The organism is Vreelandella venusta, from assembly GCF_015689495.1.
Classification (GTDB): Bacteria; Pseudomonadota; Gammaproteobacteria; order Pseudomonadales; family Halomonadaceae; genus Vreelandella; species Vreelandella venusta.
In genome coordinates this window covers 4,120,228-4,141,004 of the sequence record NZ_CP065135.1, presented here as the reverse complement: position 1 = coordinate 4,141,004, position 20,777 = coordinate 4,120,228, and the positions used below count along the sequence as shown (strand labels likewise).

Annotated in this window: 16 protein-coding genes and 1 tRNA gene; 5 read left to right on the top strand and 12 right to left on the bottom strand. The window is 53.3% G+C overall.

Annotated features, from left to right (window positions below):
* Positions 1-3 precede the first annotated feature (3 nt).
* Genes fdhD through IR195_RS19015 form a run of 4 tightly spaced genes read right to left on the bottom strand, consistent with a single transcriptional unit; the run spans position 4 to position 5,763 of the window.
* The gene (gene fdhD, locus IR195_RS19030) at positions 4-831 is read right to left on the bottom strand and encodes a formate dehydrogenase accessory sulfurtransferase FdhD (RefSeq protein WP_206048342.1); all 828 of its coding nucleotides are present in this window, start codon (positions 829-831) and stop codon (positions 4-6) included.
* Positions 828-3,719 (bottom strand): formate dehydrogenase subunit alpha, encoded by a 2,892-nt coding sequence (gene fdhF / locus IR195_RS19025; RefSeq protein WP_206048341.1) that lies wholly within the window; start codon positions 3,717-3,719, stop codon positions 828-830. Before fdhF ends, fdhD begins: the two co-directional genes overlap by 4 nt.
* Positions 3,716-5,272, bottom strand: a complete 1,557-nt coding sequence (locus tag IR195_RS19020) for a formate dehydrogenase beta subunit (protein ID WP_206048340.1) — start codon at positions 5,270-5,272, stop codon at positions 3,716-3,718. The genes fdhF and IR195_RS19020 overlap by 4 nt, the downstream gene beginning before the upstream one ends.
* A complete protein-coding gene (locus tag IR195_RS19015; protein WP_146942436.1) occupies positions 5,269-5,763 on the bottom strand; it encodes a formate dehydrogenase subunit gamma in 495 nt (164 codons plus the stop codon). Before IR195_RS19015 ends, IR195_RS19020 begins: the two co-directional genes overlap by 4 nt.
* A 129-nt stretch (positions 5,764-5,892) precedes the next feature.
* Between IR195_RS19015 and IR195_RS19010 the strand changes: the two genes are divergently transcribed.
* Both IR195_RS19010 and IR195_RS19005 read left to right on the top strand, forming a co-directional pair.
* A complete protein-coding gene (locus IR195_RS19010) occupies positions 5,893-6,948 on the top strand; it encodes a substrate-binding domain-containing protein (protein ID WP_206048339.1) in 1,056 nt (351 codons plus the stop codon).
* A gap of 359 nt (positions 6,949-7,307) precedes the next feature.
* Positions 7,308-9,101 (top strand): methyl-accepting chemotaxis protein, encoded by a 1,794-nt coding sequence (locus IR195_RS19005; protein WP_206048338.1) that lies wholly within the window; start codon positions 7,308-7,310, stop codon positions 9,099-9,101.
* A 402-nt stretch (positions 9,102-9,503) separates the two neighbouring features.
* On the opposite strand, the gene IR195_RS19000 is transcribed toward IR195_RS19005, so the two are convergent.
* The 3 genes from IR195_RS19000 to dctP all read right to left on the bottom strand — a co-directional run bounded on the left by IR195_RS19000 (position 9,504) and on the right by dctP (position 12,378).
* Positions 9,504-10,787, bottom strand: a complete 1,284-nt coding sequence (locus tag IR195_RS19000) for a TRAP transporter large permease (protein WP_206048337.1) — start codon at positions 10,785-10,787, stop codon at positions 9,504-9,506.
* Positions 10,784-11,290, bottom strand: a complete 507-nt coding sequence (locus IR195_RS18995) for a TRAP transporter small permease (RefSeq protein ID WP_206048336.1) — start codon at positions 11,288-11,290, stop codon at positions 10,784-10,786. Before IR195_RS18995 ends, IR195_RS19000 begins: the two co-directional genes overlap by 4 nt.
* Positions 11,291-11,352: 62 nt before the next feature.
* Positions 11,353-12,378, bottom strand: coding sequence for a TRAP transporter substrate-binding protein DctP (gene dctP, locus IR195_RS18990; protein WP_206048335.1), 1,026 nt, complete (start codon positions 12,376-12,378; stop codon positions 11,353-11,355).
* 332 nt (positions 12,379-12,710) lie between these two features.
* Between dctP and IR195_RS18985 the strand changes: the two genes are divergently transcribed.
* Positions 12,711-13,763, top strand: a complete 1,053-nt coding sequence (locus IR195_RS18985; RefSeq protein ID WP_206048334.1) for a GlxA family transcriptional regulator — start codon at positions 12,711-12,713, stop codon at positions 13,761-13,763.
* A gap of 114 nt (positions 13,764-13,877) precedes the next feature.
* Here the strand turns inward: IR195_RS18985 and IR195_RS18980 are convergent, their stop codons facing one another.
* From IR195_RS18980 to IR195_RS18970, 3 genes are read right to left on the bottom strand one after another with little or no spacing between them, the layout of a single operon-like run.
* Entirely contained in the window at positions 13,878-15,140 is a 1,263-nt protein-coding gene (locus tag IR195_RS18980) for a TRAP transporter large permease (RefSeq protein ID WP_125752651.1), read from the bottom strand.
* Positions 15,137-15,661, bottom strand: coding sequence for a TRAP transporter small permease (locus tag IR195_RS18975; RefSeq protein ID WP_206048333.1), 525 nt, complete (start codon positions 15,659-15,661; stop codon positions 15,137-15,139). The genes IR195_RS18980 and IR195_RS18975 overlap by 4 nt, the downstream gene beginning before the upstream one ends.
* Positions 15,661-16,701 carry a TRAP transporter substrate-binding protein gene (locus IR195_RS18970; RefSeq protein ID WP_125752646.1) on the bottom strand — a complete coding sequence of 347 codons (1,041 nt, stop codon included), beginning with the start codon at positions 16,699-16,701 and terminating at the stop codon, positions 15,661-15,663. The genes IR195_RS18975 and IR195_RS18970 overlap by 1 nt, the downstream gene beginning before the upstream one ends.
* Positions 16,702-16,992: 291 nt before the next feature.
* On the opposite strand from IR195_RS18970, the gene IR195_RS18965 reads away from it, so the two are divergent.
* The gene (locus IR195_RS18965; RefSeq protein WP_206048332.1) at positions 16,993-18,384 is read left to right on the top strand and encodes an FAD-binding oxidoreductase; all 1,392 of its coding nucleotides are present in this window, start codon (positions 16,993-16,995) and stop codon (positions 18,382-18,384) included.
* Between the two features lie 35 nt (positions 18,385-18,419).
* Here IR195_RS18965 and IR195_RS18960 read toward each other — a convergent pair whose 3' ends face one another.
* Both IR195_RS18960 and IR195_RS18955 read right to left on the bottom strand, forming a co-directional pair.
* Positions 18,420-19,367, bottom strand: a complete 948-nt coding sequence (locus IR195_RS18960) for a LysR family transcriptional regulator (RefSeq protein ID WP_206048331.1) — start codon at positions 19,365-19,367, stop codon at positions 18,420-18,422.
* Between the two features lie 123 nt (positions 19,368-19,490).
* Positions 19,491-20,486 carry a TRAP transporter substrate-binding protein gene (locus tag IR195_RS18955; protein WP_125752636.1) on the bottom strand — a complete coding sequence of 332 codons (996 nt, stop codon included), beginning with the start codon at positions 20,484-20,486 and terminating at the stop codon, positions 19,491-19,493.
* Positions 20,487-20,629: 143 nt separating this feature from the next.
* Between IR195_RS18955 and IR195_RS18950 the strand changes: the two genes are divergently transcribed.
* Positions 20,630-20,706: transfer RNA gene (locus IR195_RS18950), tRNA-Arg, on the top strand.
* The last annotated feature ends 71 nt before the right edge of the window (positions 20,707-20,777 follow it).

Sequence of the window (20,777 nt, the reverse complement as noted above, 5' to 3'; positions counted from 1 at the left end):
TCCTTAGCCGTGGGCAATCGCCGTTGTAATGGGGCGGTGGTAGATTAAGTGGCGGCCAGACCGGGCAAAGCCCGCCAGAAGTAGGCCTGACGCTTGGGCCTGCTCCACGGCCAGCGCAGTGGCCGCCGAAACCGCCACCAGTGCGCCGATGCCCGCGCTAGCGCACTTGTGCACCATCTCGTAGCTGGCGCGGCTGGTGACTAGCGCAAACCCTTCTTCTAGAGGGGCAGCCTCGCGGGCGAGGGCGCCGATCAGTTTGTCCAACGCGTTGTGGCGGCCAACATCTTCGCGTAGTCGTTGGATGCGACCCTGGGGATCGCACCATGCGGCACCGTGGCTAGCGCCAGTGGCTGCCTGCAGCGGTTGATGAGAGGCCAATTCCTGCAGCGAGCGCTGAATGGCGGCATCGCTAAGCGACGGTGCCACGACAGAAGGAATCGGACGAATAGCCTGTTCCAGGGCCTCGGTGCCGCACAGGCCGCAGCCGGTACGCCCTGTCAGGCTGCGCCGCCGCTGTTTGAGCTCAGCCACCCGTTGGCTGGCAATAGTAAGATGAACGGTGTGGCCTTGAGGCGCTTCGCGGATTTCGAGGTCATAGCACTCGGTGATATTGGCCAGGATACCTTCGGAAAGGCTGAAGCCAAGAGCAAAGTCCTCAAGGTCGACGGGACTTGCCATCATCACCGCATGGGAGATGCCGTTGTAGACCAGTGCTACTGGCCTTTCTAAGGCCAGTAGATCCTCCTGGGTATCGGTGTACCAGCCGTTAGCACCACGACGCACCTCCACCGGCTGGCGTACTACCGCATCGCGTGGGTGGCGGGTACTCATGGTGCCTCCTGATGCGCTTTGGCCAGGTGGTCTCGCTGGATCAGGTCGAACGTGTTAAAGCGCTGCTGCCAAGCGGAGGGTTGGCTGACTTTTTCCACCTGCACCGCCGTGACTTTATATTCAGGACAGTTGGTGGCCCAGTCTGAGTTATCCGTCGTGATAACGTTAGCGCCGCTGCCGGGGTGATGGAAGGTGGTGTAGACCACCCCCGGCTGCATGCGTTCGCTGAGTCGTGCACGTAGCACCGTCTGGCCCGAGCGGCTGGTAATACCCAGCCAGTCACCGTCGCGTACGCCGCGAAGCTCGGCATCAGAGGGATGCAGCTCCAACACATCCTCGTCGTGCCAGCGTTGGTTGTCGGTACGCCGGGTCTGGGCGCCTACGTTGTACTGACTGAGAATCCGCCCAGTGGTGAGCAGCAGTGGGAAGCGGCGATTAGCGCGCTCTTCAGTGGCCACGTACTCGGTAATCGCAAAGCGTCCCAGGCCAATGGGGAAGTCAACTTCATGCATGGTCGGCATGCCCAACGGGTACTCGGCGTTGCAGGGCCACTGCAGGCTGCCGCGCTCCTCTAGCTTAGCGTAGCTAACGCCCGTAAAGCTTGGCGTTAACTGGGCGATCTCGTCCATGATCTCGGACGGATGGGTGTAGTGCATCGGGTAGCCTAACGCATTGGCCAGATCCTGGGTGACCTCCCAATCTTCCTTGCCAGCCAGCGCAGGCATTACTTTGCGTACCCGGTTGATGCGCCGTTCGGCGTTGGTGAAGGTGCCGTTTTTCTCGAGGAAACTGGAGCCGGGCAGCAGCACGTGGGCGAACTTGGCCGTTTCATTGAGGAAAATATCTTGCACAATCAGGCAGTCCAACGACGTGAGCGCCGCCTCGACGTGCTGAGTGTTGGGGTCGGATTGGGCGATATCTTCGCCTTGCACGTAAAGCGCTTTAAAGGTGCCTTCAATGGCGGCATCGAACATATTAGGAATGCGTAGCCCCGGCTCGTCGTCGAGCTTTACGCCCCACACGGACTCAAAGCGGCCGCGGGCGATGGGGTCGGCCACGTGCTGGTAGCCCGGCAGCTCGTGGGGGAAGGAGCCCATGTCACACGAACCCTGCACATTGTTTTGGCCGCGCAACGGGTTCACGCCCACGCCCTCGCGGCCAATGTTACCGGTGGCCATGGCCAGGTTGGCAATGCCCATCACCATGGTGGAGCCTTGGCTGTGCTCGGTCACCCCCAAGCCGTAGTAGATTGCGCCATTAGCTGCTTTAGCATAGGTGCGCGCCGCTTGACGTACGGCTTCGGCGGGCACGCCGGTGATTTCTGCGCTGGCCTCGGGGGAGTGGCGAGGCTCACTGATGAAGGCGCGCCAGCGGTGATAGGCCTCGGTATCGCAGCGCTTCTCTACGAAGGCTTTATCTTCAAGACCTTCGGTCACTACCACGTGGCCCAGCGCGTTGATCAGCGCCACATTGGTACCTGGACGCAGCGGCAGATGTTGGGCCGAACTCATGTGCGGAGTCTTTAAAAGGTCGATGTGACGTGGGTCAGCGACGATTAGCTTCGCGCCTTGACGCAAGCGCTTGCGCATCAGCGAACCAAACACCGGGTGAGCGTCGGTGGGGTTAGCGCCAATTACGATAATTGCATCGGCCTTCATGACTGAGTCAAATGTTTGGGTGCCGGCGGACTCGCCCAGCGTGGTTTTCAAGCCATAACCGGTGGGCGAGTGGCAGACCCGCGCACAAGTATCCGTATTGTTGTTGCCGAAGGCCGCGCGGATCAGCTTCTGCACCAAGTAAGTCTCTTCGTTGGTACAGCGCGATGAGGTGATGCCGCCAATGCTCTCGCGGCCATGTTCAGCCTGAATTGCTTTCAAACGGCTGGCGGCAAAGCCGATGGCTTCTTCCCAGCTGACTTCACGCCAGGGTTGGTCGATGCTGTCGCGAACCATCGGTGAGGTCAGGCGGTCCGGATGGGTGGCATAGCCAAAGGCGAAGCGACCCTTGACACAAGAGTGGCCATGGTTAGCGTCACCGCCTTTATAGGGCACCATGCGCACTAGCTGGTCACCTTTCATTTGCGCTTCAAACGAGCAACCCACACCACAATAAGCACAAGTAGTCACAACGCTGTGTTCGGGAACACCGTGGTCGATGACACTCTTTTCCATCAGCGTGGCTGTCGGGCAAGCCTGAACGCAGGCACCGCAGGAAACACAGTCTGAATCCATGAACGAGTCGGCCTGCCCCGCCGACACCTTGGATTCAAATCCACGGCCATCGATAGTCAGGGCAAAGGTGCCCTGTACCTCTTCGCAGGCGCGCACACAGCGTGAGCAGACGATGCATTTGCTAGGATCGAAACTGAAGTAGGGATTGGTTTCGTCCTTGGCGGCTTCAAGATGATTCTCACCCTCGAAGCCGTAGCGCACTTCGCGCAGCCCCACGCTACCGGCCATATCCTGAAGTTCGCAGTCGCCGTTGGCGGGGCAGGTCAGGCAGTCCAGCGGGTGGTCTGAGATGTATAACTCCATCACATTACGCCGCAGCTTGGCCAGACGTTCGTTTTGGGTGGTCACCTTCATACCTTCAGCCACCGGTGTGGTGCAGGCCGCGGGCATGCCTCGTCGTCCCTCGACTTGTACCGCGCACAGCCGGCAGGATCCGAAAGGCTCCAGACTGTCGGTAGCGCAGAGCTTGGGGATATTAATATCCGCCAACGCGGCGGCGCGGAGTACCGAGGTGCCCTCCGGCACGCTGATGGTCACGCCGTCGATATTGAGGCTCACCAAGGCAGCGTCAGCAGCCGAGGCTGGGAAAGGCGTACCGAGGTCTTTGTTGTACTCGACGCTGCTAGAGTGCTGACGGGGGTCGAAATGGTTGATCATGAGTTATCTCCGTTCGCCGTCCGCTGAAAATCATCAGGAAAATGCGCGAGGGCGCTTTGCACTGGAAAGGGAGTCATACCACCCATGGCGCAGAGCGAGCCATCCACCATCGTTTCGCAGAGGTCATGGAGCAGGGCGAGGTTGGCCTCGCGGTTTTGGTTGGCGCGGATACGATCAATTACCTCCACGCCACGGGTTGAGCCAATACGACAAGGGGTACATTTGCCGCAGGACTCAACCTTGCAGAATTCCATTGAGAAGCGCGCCTGTTCAGCCATATCGACGCTTTCGTCAAACATCACTACGCCACCGTGGCCCAGTACGGCGCTCTCAGCCGCAAAGGCTTCGTAGTCCAGCGGTAAGTCCCACTGAGATTCCGGCAGGTAGGCACCTAGCGGGCCACCCACTTGCACGGCGCGTAATGGTTTGCCGCTTAGCGTGCCACCACCGAACGTCTCCATCAGGGTGCGCAGGGTGGTGCCAAACGCCAGCTCTACCAGCCCGCCGTGCTTCACGTTGCCCGCCAGTTGCAGTGCCAGCGTGCCTCGTGAGCGGCCCATGCCATGGGTGGCGTAGGCCTCGGCACCTTCGGCAAGAATGAAAGGTACGGCAGCCAGCGAGAGTACGTTGTTGACCACGGTGGGACGGCCAAATAGTCCTTCAATGGCGGGCAGTGGTGGCTTGAAGCGCACCAGGCCGCGCTTGCCTTCTAGGCTTTCGAGTAGGGAGGTCTCTTCACCGCAGATATACGCGCCAGCGCCCAGGCGCACTTCCAAGTGAAAGTCGCGACCGCTGCCCCGTAGGTTATCACCCAGATAGCCGGCTTGTTCGGCGCGGGCAATCGCCTCGTCAAGCACCTCCTTAGCAAGCGGATACTCAGAACGCAGGTAGATATAGCCCTGGGTCGCTTGCACCGCGAGCCCGGCAATCGCCATGCCCTCGATCAGCATGTAAGGGTCGCATTCCATTACCAGCCGGTCGGCGAAGGTACCGGAATCGCCCTCGTCGGCATTGCAGACGATATATTTCTGATCGGCAGGGGTGTCGAGCACGGTCTGCCACTTGATACCGGTCGGGAAGGCGGCCCCGCCGCGCCCGCGCAGGCCGGAGGCTTTGACTTCCTCGACGATGTCCTGGGGCTCGCGCTGCAGCGCTGCTTCCAGGCCGCAGAAGCCGCTGTGGGCGCAATAATCCTCAATCGACAGCGGGTCAGTAATGCCGATACGCGCGAAGGTCAGCCGCTGTTGACGGGCGAGGTAGTCGATCTCCTCCGTGGGCCCCAACGCCAGGGGGTGGCTGACGTTACCCTCTAACAGGCCGCTGTCGAGCAGCGCCGAGACGTCGTTGACGGTGACGGGACCATAGGCGAACCGCCCAATAGGCGTCTCAACTTCCACCAGTGGCTCAAGCCAAGCAAGCCCGCGGGAGCCGTTACGCACCAGAGAAGTCGACTGGCCTCGGGCGGCTAGCTCTTTTTCCAATCGGTTGGCGACGGCATCAGCGCCCAGGGACAGTGCGGTGGTATCGCGAGGAACGAATATGCGGATGCTCATGCGATTATCTCCAGCGGCCGGGTTTGCAGCTCATCCAACAGTGCATCAAAGGCCTCTGGGGTTACCCGCCCGCGCACGCTGTCGTCCACACGGATGGACGGGCCGCAGGCGCAGTTGCCCAGGCAGTACACCGCTTCAAGGGTGATCTCACGGTCGCCGGTCGTCTGATGGTAATCGACCCCTAGGCGTGTCTTAGCATGAGCTTCGAGCTGGCGTGCGCCTACCGCTTGGCAGGCCTCTGCACGGCAAATCTGAACCACGTGGCGGCCTGGCGGCGTGGTGCGAAAATGGTGATAGAAGCTGATGACACCGTGTACTTCGGCGCGGGTTTGATTGAGCGCTTCAGCGATGATGGGGACTGCTGCCTCGGGGATAAAACCGAAACGATCTTGGAGGGCATGGAGGATCGGCAGTAGGGCGCCGGGCTTGTGCTTCAGGGCGTCGACTTCGGCCTGAATAGCCTGTGGCGCCCACTCCTGGGAATGGTTCATGGTGCCTGCCTCGCGACTGCTTATTATGTTTTAAATTTGCACTACTTTTCATATTTGAAAAGGCGTGCATCACGGTTAAGACAAAGCTAGCATCAAGCTATCGACTTAAAAATATGAAAAGTAGTGCCTATGAAAAGAATCAAGGTAACGCCCACCTGGTGCTTTAGCGATGACGACGGGCAGCGGCTCGATACCAACCTTTTACGTCTGCTGGGAGCAGTGCACCGTCATGGCAAATTGACTCATGCCGCCGCGGAAGCGGGGATCTCTTATCGTCACGCGTGGAATTTACTGCGCCAGGGCGGTGACTTTTTTGGTGTCTCGCTTGTTGAACTTGAGCGTGGACGCGGGGCGCGGTTATCACCGCTGGGTGAAAAGTTGCTATGGGCCGAGCAGCGCGCCACTGCTCGGCTAAGCCCACAGCTTGATAGTCTGGGATCTGAGCTTAATCTTGCTATTCAACAGCATCAGGAAGGTATTCAACCCGTTCTGCGCTTGCATGCCAGCCACGGTTTTGCGATAGAGCTATTGCCACAGCATCTGGGGGAGCTCCAGCTTGATCTGCAGTACTGCAGCCCTTCGGAAGCGCTAGCCGCGCTTAACCGCAATAGCTGTGATCTGGCGGGCTGCCATCTGCCTCGGGGTAGCGTGGGTGAGAAGGCGAGACGCAAATACCGTCGTCTGCTCAAGCCCCGCAATCATCGACTAATGGGGTTTATCGCACGCCAACAGGGGTTAATGGTGGCGCCGGGTAACCCGCTGGGAATTGATGGTGTTGCCGCTCTGGCCAACAGGCCGGTACGGTTTATAAACCGTCAGGCATCGTCGGGTACCCGGGAGCTGTTAGACAACCTGCTGGCCGAAGCTGGTATTTCAGCAGCCAACGTGGATGGTTACGAGATTGAGGAGTATACCCACTCAGCGGTGGCGGCCTATGTCGCTGCGGGAATGGCAGATACCGGCTTTGGTGTAGCGGCTGCCGCGCAACGGTTTGGGCTTGATTTTGTGCCGTTAGCCACTGAGGACTACGTATTGGCCTGTCACTATCACTCCTTAAAGGAGCCAAAGTTCGATGACTTCTTGCGGGTGTTACGTAGTGCTTCCTTTCAAGAAGCGGTGAATCGTTTACCGGGCTATAGCCCCCATCAATGCGGTAGTGTTATTGAAATTCCTGATTTCTTATGACGTTGGGGAAGGCGGTTCCACGTTTATCACCTAGTGTTTAGAGGCGGGGGCTGGCAGCGGCTGATGGTGACAATCGCGCCCACCATAAAAAACTGCGCTGCCCCAATAGGGGGCAGCGCAGTCAACAATAGGTGGCTAGCGGCTTGCTAAAACGGGCCATCCTTGGCCACCACACCCCTACAGTGGACGGGTAGGCCGAAGATAACCTTAACGCAGGTTATGAAAGCGCAATTTTGAGCGTTAATTTGCTGTTCATAAACAAAAAATACGCGAAGTGGTTAAAGTTGACACAGCTTAGGTCGATAAAAAACGCATAAAACTATTAAAAATTCTTCCGTTGACCTACTGAGAAACACTTTATGGCTACTCCTCCTCCTGCTTCGACCTCGCCAAAACGGAATCTTAGCTTACAGGCTAAGGTACTGATGCTTGTCCTACTGCCGCTTTTCATAGTAACCGCAGGGTTAGTCGCGTTTGACGCCTACGGACGTATTCAAAACACCCATGAGACGCTGGCGAATCAGCGTGAGGTGCTGATTGAAGAGCGCCGCAATGCAGTGCGCGATATTGTGCAAATGGCGACGTCTGCTATTTCTCCTATTTATGAGCAAGCAGATGCCAATGATGAGGAAGCCAAACAACAGGTAGCCGAGATCGTGCGCGCCATGCGCTTTGAAGGTAATAACTACGTTTTTATCTACGACTTCGATGGTAACAACATTGTGACGGCTCCTGCGCCAGAGCGTGAAGGTACCAACATGATGGACGTACGAACCCCAGACGGAAATTACCTTATTCGCGATATTCTTCAGGTTGCCAAGAACGGTGGTGGTTTTCATAGCTACTTATGGGAATACCCAAGCACCCGTGAAATTGAGCCGAAACACTCCTACGTCGATAGCCTGGAAAAATGGGGCTGGATGATCGGTGCTGGGGTTTATGTCACCGATGTTGATGCGGTTGTTGCAGAACTGGCGGCGACCGCTAACGCGGATTTACGCCAGTCTATCCTGTTCGCTATTTTGTTGGGTGCGGCCTTATTTCTAGCAGTGGCGCTGCTCGCATTCGGCTTTGTGCGTCGTACCGTTGGGCCGATTAAACGCACCGCCAGCGCTATGCACGATATCGCCCAAGGGCGTGGCGACCTTACCCGCCGCTTAGCGGTAGAGAGCAACGACGAAGTGGGTAACCTAGCGGTTCAGTTCAATGCCTTTGTTGAACGCATGCAGGAAACCCTGCGTGATGTGCGCCGTAGCACCATGAGCGTTTATCATTCGGCGGGAGAAATCTCCCATAGTTCCGAGGAACTGGCCACCCGTACCGAGCAGGCGGCAGCCAACCTGCAGGAAACGTCGGCTTCCATGGAAGAAATTACCTCGACCGTAAATCATAGTGCGGATAATGCCCAGCAGGCCAATCAGCTGGTGCAGTCCACTGCCGAAGTAGCCCAACATGGTGAAGAAGCCATGGGACAGGTCGAGCGGACGATGCACGATATCAACGACTCAGCGACGCGTATCAGCGAAATCATCACCATGATTGACGCCATCGCTTTCCAAACCAACATTCTGGCGCTTAACGCCTCCGTTGAAGCCGCGCGAGCGGGGGAGCATGGCCGCGGTTTTGCGGTTGTTGCACAAGAAGTGCGCACACTGGCTAGCCGCTCTAGCAATGCCTCAAAAGAGATTCGCACGCTGATTGATAGCTCTGTTAAGCACACTCACACCGGTGCTGAGCTAGTACGTAAGGCGGGCGCGACAATGCATGACATTGTGGAAAGTGTCTCTAAGGTGACCGATGTGATCGGTGAGATTACGGCGGGTGCCAAGGAGCAAAGTAGTGGTATTGGTCAGATCAACACCGCCGTCGCGGAAATGGATACCATGACCCAGCAAAACGCGGCCATGGTGCAGGAATCCACCACGGCAGCGGCCAACATGCGCCGTCATGCCGAACACCTAAATGAGCTGATCAACACCTTCGTGCTTGGCGACGATGAGCCACAAGCCTCATCGACACAGCCAGCTTTAAATCAACCGCGCCAGTCTCTGCCTTCTGGCACACCAAGTGCGCAACAGGCGCTCAAGCGCCCGACGCTTTCCTCTAAGCCAGCACCCGTTAACGCTGGCGAAGATGACTGGGAAGAGTTTTAAGCTCACTGCTGGCTGAAAACACGCCTGGTTACAAAGCCAACAGTCGCAAGCACTCTGGTAGACGAAATGTCGTAGCATAGAAAAAGCAGTAGAAAAAGAGCCGTAGAAAAGGGGCTGCCACATGGCAAGCCCCTGTTTAATATCCGCTTGTTTCAACGCAATTCAGCTCAGTGTTAACGCCTTGCTAATCGCCCGTTAAAAACAGCAGGATCGGTACATAAAACCACCAATGGCAGCGCCTCAATCAAGCCTAAAAGATACGGGATAATTGCCTTGGTGATGCACTCCAGCGGTAGCGAAGTCGATAAGGGGCTGATGCGTATCGCATTTAAACTATAGGCTCTCTCTTTAGCTAGAGAGAGCCTATAGTTCAGCAATATCATTTAGTGGATTGAGGTTACTCTAAAAGGTAGTGACCCACAAAATGATGTTAGGAAATAGCGTAAATACTCCTATGGCGCCAAGTAAAATAAGCCAGTAAGGTAGGGAGGCCTTTGCTGCGGATGTTAAATTAACTTCATTTTTAGAGATGGATGATAGGACAAAGAGATTAAGTCCTACGGGCGGCGTTATCATACCGATCTCAATAAGTAGCGTGACAATAATACCGAACCAGATGGGGTCGAAACCTAAGCTTGTGATCATCGGGAAGGTGATAGGAAGTGTCATGAGTAGCAGTGATATTCCATCAAAGAAACATCCGAGCACGATATAGACGATGACGATCATCAGCAGTATGCCATACGGACCTAGCCCAAAGCTGCCAATCGTTTCGACTGCAGTACGAGGAATGCCTAGTAGGCTGACGGCCTGAGAAAGGATCACTGTACCAATCAAAATCATACCGATAGCGGTAAACATGATTGAGGCATGCTTAAACGCCTGCCATAGTCTTTTGAAGGTTAGATCTCCCCATGTTAAACCTAAAATGATGCTAGCCACTACGCCTAAAGCCGCCGACTCGGTAGGCGTCGCAATCCCCAGGTAAATAGTCCCCAATACAAAGAAAATAAGCACGGGAAGAGGCCATATCTCCTTGAGTCCAGTTATTACGTGCTTGAAGGTCACTTTCTCTTTAAACGTAGGGGTTACTGGCTCACCAATTTTAGAGCGGATCATAATCCATGTGGAAAAGGCGGCAGCAATGAGTAAGCCTGGCAGCATGCCAGCGATAAAAAGTTGACCAATAGAGACGTTTTGAGTAGCTCCGTAGATGATCAATGCCAAGCTAGGGGGAATGAGAAGCCCAAGTGTGCCCCCTGCAGCCAATGTGCCCACTACTACACTTGGTTTATACCCACGTTTTGTCAGTTCAGGATAGCCAACTGCGCCTATGGCAGCTGCGGTAGAGGTGCTTGACCCGCTAACCGCACCAAACAGCGTGCAGACAGCGATGTTGGTATGGAGCAATTGTCCTGGAACACGCGCGAACAGAGGGGTTAGACCGTTATAGACGCGTTTTGACACGCCGCTTGCGAGAAGTATTTCACCTAAAAATATGAAAAGCGGAACTGCGCTTAGCGTAAAATCCGTTAGCATGTTCCAAGTTGCGTTAATCGCCAAGGGGGTGGCACCGTTAGCTTGAAAGTGGAGCAGAAGTAGACCCGTAAGCCCCAGCGCAGCCCCTAGAATCGAGCCACTGGTTAAAAATAGAACTAGCGCCCCGCTCAAGAGTAACCAACTCATATTGCATCCTCCGCTGAAGCAACATCTGTCGAGGGCTGTTTAAAACCATGGCTGAGTTGAATCAAGAGGCATAGCACCATGGAAAAAGGCATGATGGCCATCCACGGCCATAAGAGAATGCTACTGATATCCGTACGTGAATTGAGCGAGAACGAAAAGTTCATGAAATTCCAGGACTCAAAGGCGAAGATGGCACAAAACGTGAGTAATACGGCGACGCCTATAAAGTCCATTATTCTCGCGATACCTGCTGGCATCAGGTTGACGAGTATCTCTATGCGTATGTGGCGGCCTTTATTAAGTACATAAGGCAAACAAAGGAAGGTCAATGTTAAGAACAGCAGCCCCGCCAGCTCATCTGAAAACCGCAAAGGATGACCACCCAGATAGCGCATCAAGGTGCTGACGAATATCAGTGCCGTCATTGCTATCCCACTCATGACGCCCACTAGAAAGGAGGCATAGGCTGTATAGTTCAGTACAGAGTTGATTCTTCTTATCATCACGGCTAGCTCCAAAAAGAAAGAGCCAATAGTTATTGGCTCTCGATTGGTTTATTTATCTATTACTCTTCGGAGATCGCTTGGGTGACTGTCTCGTAGTAGCGTATGCCATCCTCGCCTGCGTTTTCCGCCATGGCTTGCCACGCCTGCCAAGCTGCGTCTACAAAGGTTTCAACGTCATCGTCGGAGAAATCGGGAAGCATGGTGATTCCCAATTCTTTGCGCTCTTGACGTGCCTGCGCTTCGCGCTCTGGATCAACCGCAGTGGCGCGGGTCTCGTTCCAAACCTCTTCACCGGCTTCTTCCAGCGCCTGACGTTGGTTGTCGTTGAGGCGGGATAGTGCTTGTTCACTGATACCAAAAAGCCATGGGGAGGCTGCCCAAGGGTGTAAGTAAGACTCGTACTCGGTGACTTCTTGAAGCGAAACGGTAGGGGCCACGGTAGATAAGTAATAGGCACAATCTACAACGCCTGTTTGAAGTGCCATATACATATCGTTTTGCGGAATGACTTGAGCTGAAATGCCCAATAATTCAAAAGTATCCACAAGGTGTCTGGACCAGACGCGAACTTTTTTATCCTGTAGATCTGCCAAAGTGTGAACCGGCTCTTTGCAGTGCAAGCCTACATCGAAAATAGGAGCAACGACGCCACCAACGATTTGAATGTCCCAATCTGAGAAGCCGTCTTCATAAAGCTCCCTGATGACATCAAGAATTTCATCATGTTGGGAAGATTCCGTAATAGCGCCCTGAGCATATACAGATGCCAAAGCAGGCGCATCACGTGTGTAATATTCACCATACAGTAGTGCCATATCGACCATGCCTTGCTGCAATACTCTCAGCATGTCGGCTTCTTTAAGACCTAAGGCACCCGCATGGTAGACTTCGATATCCAGCTCGCCATCTGACTTTTCACTCACTAAACTAGCGAATCTGTTGATCTGTTCTGCTTCAGGGCGAGATTGTGAAAGCCCGCTATGGAATTTCAACGAGATATTCTCTGCCTGGACACTCCCCATGGTTGTTAAGGACAAAAGAGTTGCAGCGCCCAGAGTAACTTTTTTGATTTTAGGATTATTCATAAGTTTATTTCTCAGAGGAGAGGGGGTGGAGTTTCATCTTGAATCAGTTACTACTTTCGAAAAGGTGTTTTTTGCGACACTAAGGATCTAAATAGCGACATTTGATAAGCTTTTAAAAAGAATGTGGCGATGGGTATATTTTTGTTATCTGACGAAGTGAAGCGATTTGGTTTGTGTAGATTGTTCAACTTGACACAAGATAGGGTGGATTTTATATGGTTGAGTTTGAGGTTTTGTAGTATTGGGGAAAATGGCGCTGATTTTTTTGATTTTATTATCTGTGGTACGGTTTTTGCAAAAAAATAAAAATGGCTCAAAAATTGAGGTTCATCATGAAGGATAAATTCTCAAGTATATTGAAAAATAAAAACATGGCTTATATTTCTTCGGCAGACTATTTAGAAAAGCCTAAAGTGAAAAAAAGAGTAGCTTTTATACTGCTAGAGAATTTTTCAATGATGGCTTTTACTGGCGCCGTGGATGCACTCGTTACCACGAATTTAATGAAGTCTACTACGATGTATGAAGTATTGGTGGTGGGTAGCGAGGCAGCGGTCACTGTTTCTGATTTAGGTATTGAGGTGGCCGCGGATTATTCGTTAGACAAGTTCGATGCGACAAGCCTTAATATTGATGTGTTGATTGTATGCGGCGGCTTGCGTGTACTTCCTAAAACAACCCCTCTCTTGCGCAATAAGCTGAGACATGCTGACACCAAAGATATGATATTAGGTGGGTTATGGAACGGCGCCTACTTCCTTGCAGAAGCGGGGTTATTGAACGGCTACCAGTGTGCTTATCACCCTGATGGCCGCGCGATGATGGCAGAGCAGTTCTGGGATGTGTCGGTATCTAGCCGTAGCTTTATTGTGGATCGTAATCGTATCAGCTGTGCCGGGGCGAGCAGCTCATTGAGCATGATGCTTGAAGTAGTAAGAACTGACTGCGGCAATGAGGTGGTTAGTGCAGTTGAAGAGATGCTTAGCTGTGATAAGGGCTTAGACTCTCCAGATATTTCAACGATAGGTGTTGATCAAAACCTTACGCTGCCAGAAAAATTGAAAATATCGCTGCAATTGATGAAAAATAATATTGAGGAGCCTTTATCTATATCTGAAATAGCGAATTGGGTCAATATTTCGAGACGCCAGTTAGAGCGTATGTTTGGTAATTACGTTAATGCTAGCCCTTCTCGATATTATATGGAGCTTCGACTAACGCGTGCGCGTCAGCTTCTTCAGCAAACTAATAAGCCCGTTGCTGAAGTGGCAGTTGCAACTGGTTTTGTGAGTATCCCTCATTTTCGCAGCTGTTTTTTTCAGCTCTTTGAAGTAACGCCAGGACAGTTTCGAAAGTCGTGCCAAGCTGGCGAAAATTCGGTGTGAATTTATTGTAGAATTCACGATGAGTGCACTGAAGTTAGATCAGCGCGACTTTTAAAAAGAGAGCCAAAAAGGCTCTCTTTAAAAGGGCTCTCTTTAAAAAGGGCAAACGCTCATTTAACTACCCGACCAGCCTAGCAGGATCGGTACATAAACCACCAATAGCAACACCCCAATCAAGCCTAGAAGATACGGGATAATCGCCCGGGTGATGCGCTCCAGCGGCAGTTGAGTCACTGACGAAGCCACATAAAGATTGATTGCCACTGGCGGGGTAATCATGCCTATCGACAGCCCCACCACAATAATCAAGCCAAAGTGGATCGGGTCGATGCCTAATTGCAGCACTAGCGGCAGCAGCACCGGGGTAAGAATAATCAAAGCGCTGGCGGTTTCGATAAACACTCCCGTGAGCAGAATCACGGCCACGACCAGCAGCATAATTACGTAGGGGTTGGTGGAAAGCGACAGCACCGCCTGGGCGATGGCGCCGGGGACCTGCCAGCTTGAAAGTGTCCAGCTGAGTACTGCCGACATGGCAATCACCAGCATAATCACCGCGGTGGTCATCGCCGAGCGAATCAGCAGCTTATAGACCTGGGGCAGGGTTAAGTCTCGATACACAAACAGCGACACTAGCAGCGCATAGTTGACTGCGACCACGGCCGCTTCCGAAGGCGTGAAAATACCCGAAAAGATACCGCCCAAAATAATGATCGGCGTCATCAGCCCCCAGCTAGCCGCTTTCAGCGTGCGCCAAATAGTAGGTAGCGACAGCGGTGTGCCTTTGGGGTACTGACGCTTATAGGCCTGAGTGATGGCAATGGCCATCAGCCCTAGCCCCATTGCTAGCCCCGGTAAAAAGCCGTTCAAAAACAGCTTCGATACCGACTGCTGAGCAATCACTGCGTAGATAATCATCGGCACCGAAGGAGGAATCACAACGCCAATCGTGCCGCTGGCAGCAATTAAGCTGGCCGCCGAGGCCGGGTCGTAACCTTTACGCTTGAGTTCTGGCACTAGGCTTGAACCCACCGCCGCGGTGGTGGCCGCTCCAGAGCCGGAGATAGCCGCGAAGAACATGCCTGCCATTACCGATACCACCGAAAGTCCGCCGCGCATAAAGCCGACTAACGAATCGGCAAAGCTCACCAATCGTTCGCTGACCTTACCCTGGGCCATCAAATCCCCGGCCAGAATAAACATCGGAATCGCGACCAGGGCAAACGAGTTAATGCCCTGGAACATCTGTTGGGTGACCACCATCAGTGGCACGCCCGACTGGTACAGCGCATAAAGCGTGCTGGCCCCAATCGCAAAGGCAATCGGTACGCCCAGCAGCATAAACAGGAAGAACAGGCCGAACAGTACCAGCGTCATAGTGGCTCCTCCGGAGTGGCGACCGTCGGCTCACCGTTCACCAGTACGTCAATCATATCCACCAGGGCGTACCACGCCATAATGGCGGCGGTAAGCGGAATGACTGCATAGATGTAGGTCATCGAAAGCCGCAGCGAGGCGGATTTCTGAAAGCTTTGCACCTGCATATAGCGGTAGCCAATCACGATGAGCGTGATCATAAACGCCAGCACCACCGCCAGTGCAGCCAGGCGCGCCAGCTTGCGTAAGGGCAGGGGAAGCGCATCCACGGCAAAGGTCACGGCTATATGCCGCCCGCGTTGGAAGGCTAAGCTGCTGGCTAAAAACGTAATCCACACCAGCAGAAAGCGTGCGACTTCTTCCGTCCAGCCAACGGCGCTGAACAGTACCCGCGACACAATCTGCAGAGTGATCACACCAATTAATGCTGCCATGCCTGCAAAGACCACGGGCTGGATGATGGCATCCAGCCCGCGTTCGCTACGTTTTAATAGTGTTAAAAGTGGCTGTGCAAACGCCATCACTGATTTAGCGCCTCCTGAATGCGCGGTAGGTAATCACCAAACTGCTCGCCATACTTCTCATACACTGGCGCCACGGCGGTCTGGAAGGCTTCAATATCTGGAGTTTCGTTGATCTCCATGCCCGCCTCGCGAAGCTCAGCCAGTTGTTTAGCTTCCATGATAGCATTCTGCTCTCTTGCGTATGCAGATGCTTGCTTGGCGACATCTAGCACAATGGGCTGAAGCTCTGCCTGAAGGCCGTTCCAGGCGGGAAGGCTCATAATAAACGTTGCTGGCGCATAAATATGCCGAGTCATCGTTAGGTAGTCCTGGGTTTCCGCAAGGTTGAAGGCATGAATAGCGTTAACGGGGTTCTCCTGGCCATCAATAGTGCCTTGCTGCAAGGCAGTTAATGCCTCTGTCCAGGCCATGGGTACAGCGTTGGCGCCGAGTCCGCGGAATGTATCAACATAAACCTCATTTTCGATGACCCGCAGCCGTAGGCCTTGAAGGTCTTCAGGGGCATTGATTGCATGCTGGCTATTAGTGATATTCCGGAAGCCACGTTCAGCGTATGCCAATCCCTTCAGGTTCACATCCTGTAATTTGCCTAGGATTTCCTGGCCGATTTCACCATCCAGCACAGTATAGGCCGCTTCGGAGCTGGGAAAGAGAAACGGGAGCTCGAAAACGGAGAACTCATCAACGAAGTTAGCCACTGGCCCGTTGGTGATAATGCCCATATCCACAGTGCCGATTTGCATACCTTCTAATAAGGTGCGCTCATCGCCCAGCGAGGCATTCGGATAAATTTCCACGCTAACCGCGCCATCGGTACGCTCGCTAATTAGCTGTTGGAAGCGCTCAGCAGCAATATGGTAAGTATCTTCCGTATTCACCACATGGGCTAGGCGCAGCGTAGCAGGGGCTATCTCTTCCGCTTGTCCAACGAGGGGCAAACTGAGTAGACCTACACCAATAAGGGGAAGCGTTAGCTGTTTAAGTTGGCGTGCTGATTTAGTCACAGCGTTCAGCGTAAAGCAGGCAAGGTTAGTCACATTATCTCCTAAGAATTAGTGATTTTAATTATATTGAGGCGTGGTTTTATTATCATGTTAACGCTCATCTATATCACATTAATAATAGGGGGCAAATTACTTATTTTTATTCCATTATTCGTTTTGATAATTCTAAAAATCTTTATATAACTTGTACTTGAGTGATTTGTGGGTTGGCGATAATCTGCAAGAGGTTACTTTTAATTGCGCACTTTTGAATGAAGCACTACAGAGTTTTTAAACGCCAAGTGCTTAAGCCAATGGTGTGGTCAGCTAAATCAGGAATAAGAAATGGATAAGTTGCTGAACGACCTTGTTGCAATCGTCGGCCCTTCGGGGGTACTGCTTGGTGATGATGTCTCGCAGCGTAGCGTAGATTGGTTTACAGGGGCGCCTTGTCGCGCTAAGGCGATTGTTAGGCCGCGCAGCACAGAACAGCTGAGCCGTGTCATGGCTTTGTGTTATCAGGCCGACCAGCCTGTGGTGACACACGGGGGCATGACCGGCATTGTGCATGGCGGGGTGGCAAGCCCAGACGAAATCGTCGTGTCACTGGAATTGATGAATCAAATAGAAGAGATCGACCCGGTTGGTTCCACAGTTCTAGCTCAGGCTGGCGTGACCCTGCAGCGCGTACAGGAAGCAGCGCAAGAGATCGATATGCAGTTCCCACTGGACTTGGGAGCAAGAGGCTCTTGCACCATTGGTGGCAACATCGCCACCAATGCGGGTGGTATACGGGTAATACGCTACGGCATGATGCGTCAGCAGGTACTGGGGCTAGAGGCGGTACTTAGCGACGGCACCGTGGTGAGCTCATTGAATAAAATGCTGAAAAACAATGCAGGATACGATCTGAAGCAGCTGTTTATTGGCAGTGAAGGTACGTTGGGAATCGTTACCCGTGCAGTACTACGGTTACAACCCCACATGCCTAGCGAGCAAACGGCATTAGTGGCGGTGCCCTCTTTCGATGCGTTGACTCAACTACTGAATCTTGTCTCTCGTGAGTTAGCCAATAGCCTTAGTGCCTTTGAAGCGCTGTGGAATAATCACTATAAACTGATGACCACCGAAAGCGGTAAGCATGCGCCTGTACTGGCGGATAACTCACCTTTCTACGCCATTATTGAAACGCTGGGGCTGGATGAGGCCGAAGACGCCGAGCGTTTTTCCCAAGTGCTGCAAAAGGCACTAGAGGCCGACTTGATCACCGATGCGGCCTTGGCGAGCTCCCAAGCCCAGCGTCAGGCGATCTGGGCCATAAGAGAAGATATCGAAGTGCTGGTGAACGAGCTGAAACCGATGTTCTCCTACGATGTCAGCCTGCCGATTCCCAGCATGCAAGCGTATGTCGATATTTTAGAAGAGAACCTTGAAGCCCAGTGGCCTCAATCAGGCAAAATAGTGGTATTTGGCCACCTTGGTGATGGCAACTTACACATTATGATCACGGTACGTGACGATAGCCCGGACAGCCGACGCCAGGTTGAACAACTTGTCTATTCGCCTCTGAAAGCGTTTGGCGGCTCCATTTCTGCAGAACATGGCATTGGTCTTGAAAAAAAGGACTATCTGTCGGTTTCCCGTACCAGTGAGGAGATTGCCTTAATGAAACGCCTCAAAACCGCGCTGGATCCCAAAGGTCTATTGAACCCCGGCAAAGTGATAGCCCTGGACTAGCGTTTGCCTGAATGGTCAGTAAGTATCGCAAGCCTTTAGGGAGCGGGTGTTATCAGCTCCCTAATTAGCGATCTTAACCAGTGTATGCCTGAGTCGTGATCCTTCCTTTCATCCCAGCATAGGCATACTTTAAAGGGCGCTACATCCAGGGGCAGGGCGTAGAACTTCAGGCTATTATTGCGACAAATCACCTTGGCGGCACTCTCAGTCACCACACAGAGTAAATTCGTCGAGACCAGTATCTCTTGAAGAGGAGTGATATAGGGTGTTTTGGCGACGATTTTGCGTTCTAACCCCAGTATTCTCAGTTTCTCATTGATTAACAATGGGCTGTCTTCGCGGTGAGATAATGCGATTTGTGGGGCGTTTAAAAAAGCGTCAAGCGTGATCGTGTTGTTGTCTCCGTATAGGGAAGCATCACCAACACAGCCAATCACATCATCAAACAAGTACTCGTGATAAGAGGTGAGTGGCAAGCTTTCCAACTGCACCATGGCGAGGTCGATATCGTGGGCTTGTATGGCGTGCTGAGCATCTTCGGCACTGGCTATGCGGGTAGACAACATGTTGAAGCACAAGTCGGGCGCATGAGTTAAACAGTGCTGAATGAGCTTAGGTTGTAACTGCTGGCTCACATAGTCCACTAGGCTGACACGAAACTCGCGTTTCGATGTGGCCGGTGAGAACTCACTGTTGCTATACACCGCCTGATCGAAGTAGAACAACCCTTTGGCCACCGCGGCATCCATCTGCCGGGCAAGCGGAGTTGGCTGCATGCCATCCAGCGTTTTAATAAACAGCGGGTCATCCATCAGCAGGCGCAACTTCTTTAGCGAATGGCTGACGGCTGGCTGGCTTAGGCAGAGCGCTTCTGCGGTAAGCGTTAAGCTTCTTTTCCCATAAAGCGTATGAAACACCAATAATAAATTGAGATTTATCTTATGTAATCTCGTTGCCAACTTTATATTGGCTGTTTCAGTCATTAGGCAGGTCTCTTATTGGCAAAGGCTGTTCACGCAGTCGGTTGAAACTGCGCAAACAGCCGTCGATCACTTCAACAAAACCAGCTTCACGCTGCGGGAGGCCGGGTAGGCAGGAAAGGCTGTTTATTCAAGCGCTTCCTGGATGCGAGGCAGGTAGTCACCAAACTGCTCGCCATACTTCTCATACACCGGCGCAACGGCAGACTGGAAGGCTTCCATATCCGGCGTTTCGTTGATTTCCATACCGGCTTCACGCAGCGCCGCCAGTTGGTCAGCTTCCATATCCGCATTCACTTGGCGCTCATGTTCGGCGGCTTCTTGGGCGGCTGCTTTCAGTACAGTTTGTGCCTGTTCAGGCAGTTGGTTCCAAGCGGGCATGCCCATTACAAAAATGGCCGGGGCATACGTATGACGGGAAAGGGTCATGTAGTTCTGGGTTTCATCCAGCTTGAACGAATGGATAACGTTCACCGGATTTTCCTGGCCGTCGATGGTGCCCTGCTGCATAGCGGTCAGCGCTTCTGTCCACGCCATGGGAATAGCGTTGGCACCCAGCTCACGGAAAGTATCGGTGTACACTGGGTTTTCCATTACCCGAATGCGCAGCCCATCCAAATCTTCCGGCGAATTCACCGCGCGTTCGCTGTTGGTCAGGTTGCGGAAGCCGCGTTCTGCATAGGCCAAGCCTTTCAGATTCACGTCAGACAGCTTATCCAGCAACTCCTGGCCGATCGGGCCATCGAGCACCCCATAAGCGGCTTCCGGTGAGGGAAATAGGAACGGCAGTTCAAACACCGCCATCTCTTCGACAAAGTTGGCCACCGGGCCGTTGGTAATTAGCCCCATATCCACCGTGCCGATCTGCATACCTTCTAGCAGCGTGCGTTCATCACCCAGCGAGGCATTAGGGTAGATCTCGATGTTGACCTTGCCATCGGTACGTTCTTCCACCAGTTCTTCAAACTTGGTCGCGGCGATATGGAAACCATCTTGCTCGTTGACCACGTGGGCCAAACGCAGGGTGACGGGGTCCATATCAGCAAAATCAGCGGCGTTCGCGGCGCTTACCAGCGCCAGTGAAATGCCCAGTGCCAGCGTATTACGTGCAAAAGTTTTCATTATAGTGTGTTCCCAGTTTCACTAAAGATAGGAAGTGCTCCCAAAGCATGCACCACACTGCGGAAAACGGTCAATCAAAGCGCCTGTAAAACAGCTGACTAGCTGGACACAGCGCGCCCACACGGGTACGATACGCACCCAAAGCGCCCGTAGCTCAGTTGGATAGAGTGTCGGCCTCCGAAGCCGAAGGTCGCAGGTTCGATTCCTGCCGGGCGCGCCAAACATATCAAGGGCTTACGTTAACGCGTAGGCCCTTTTTTGTGGGGTTGGTGACCGTAACCACACTAGTAA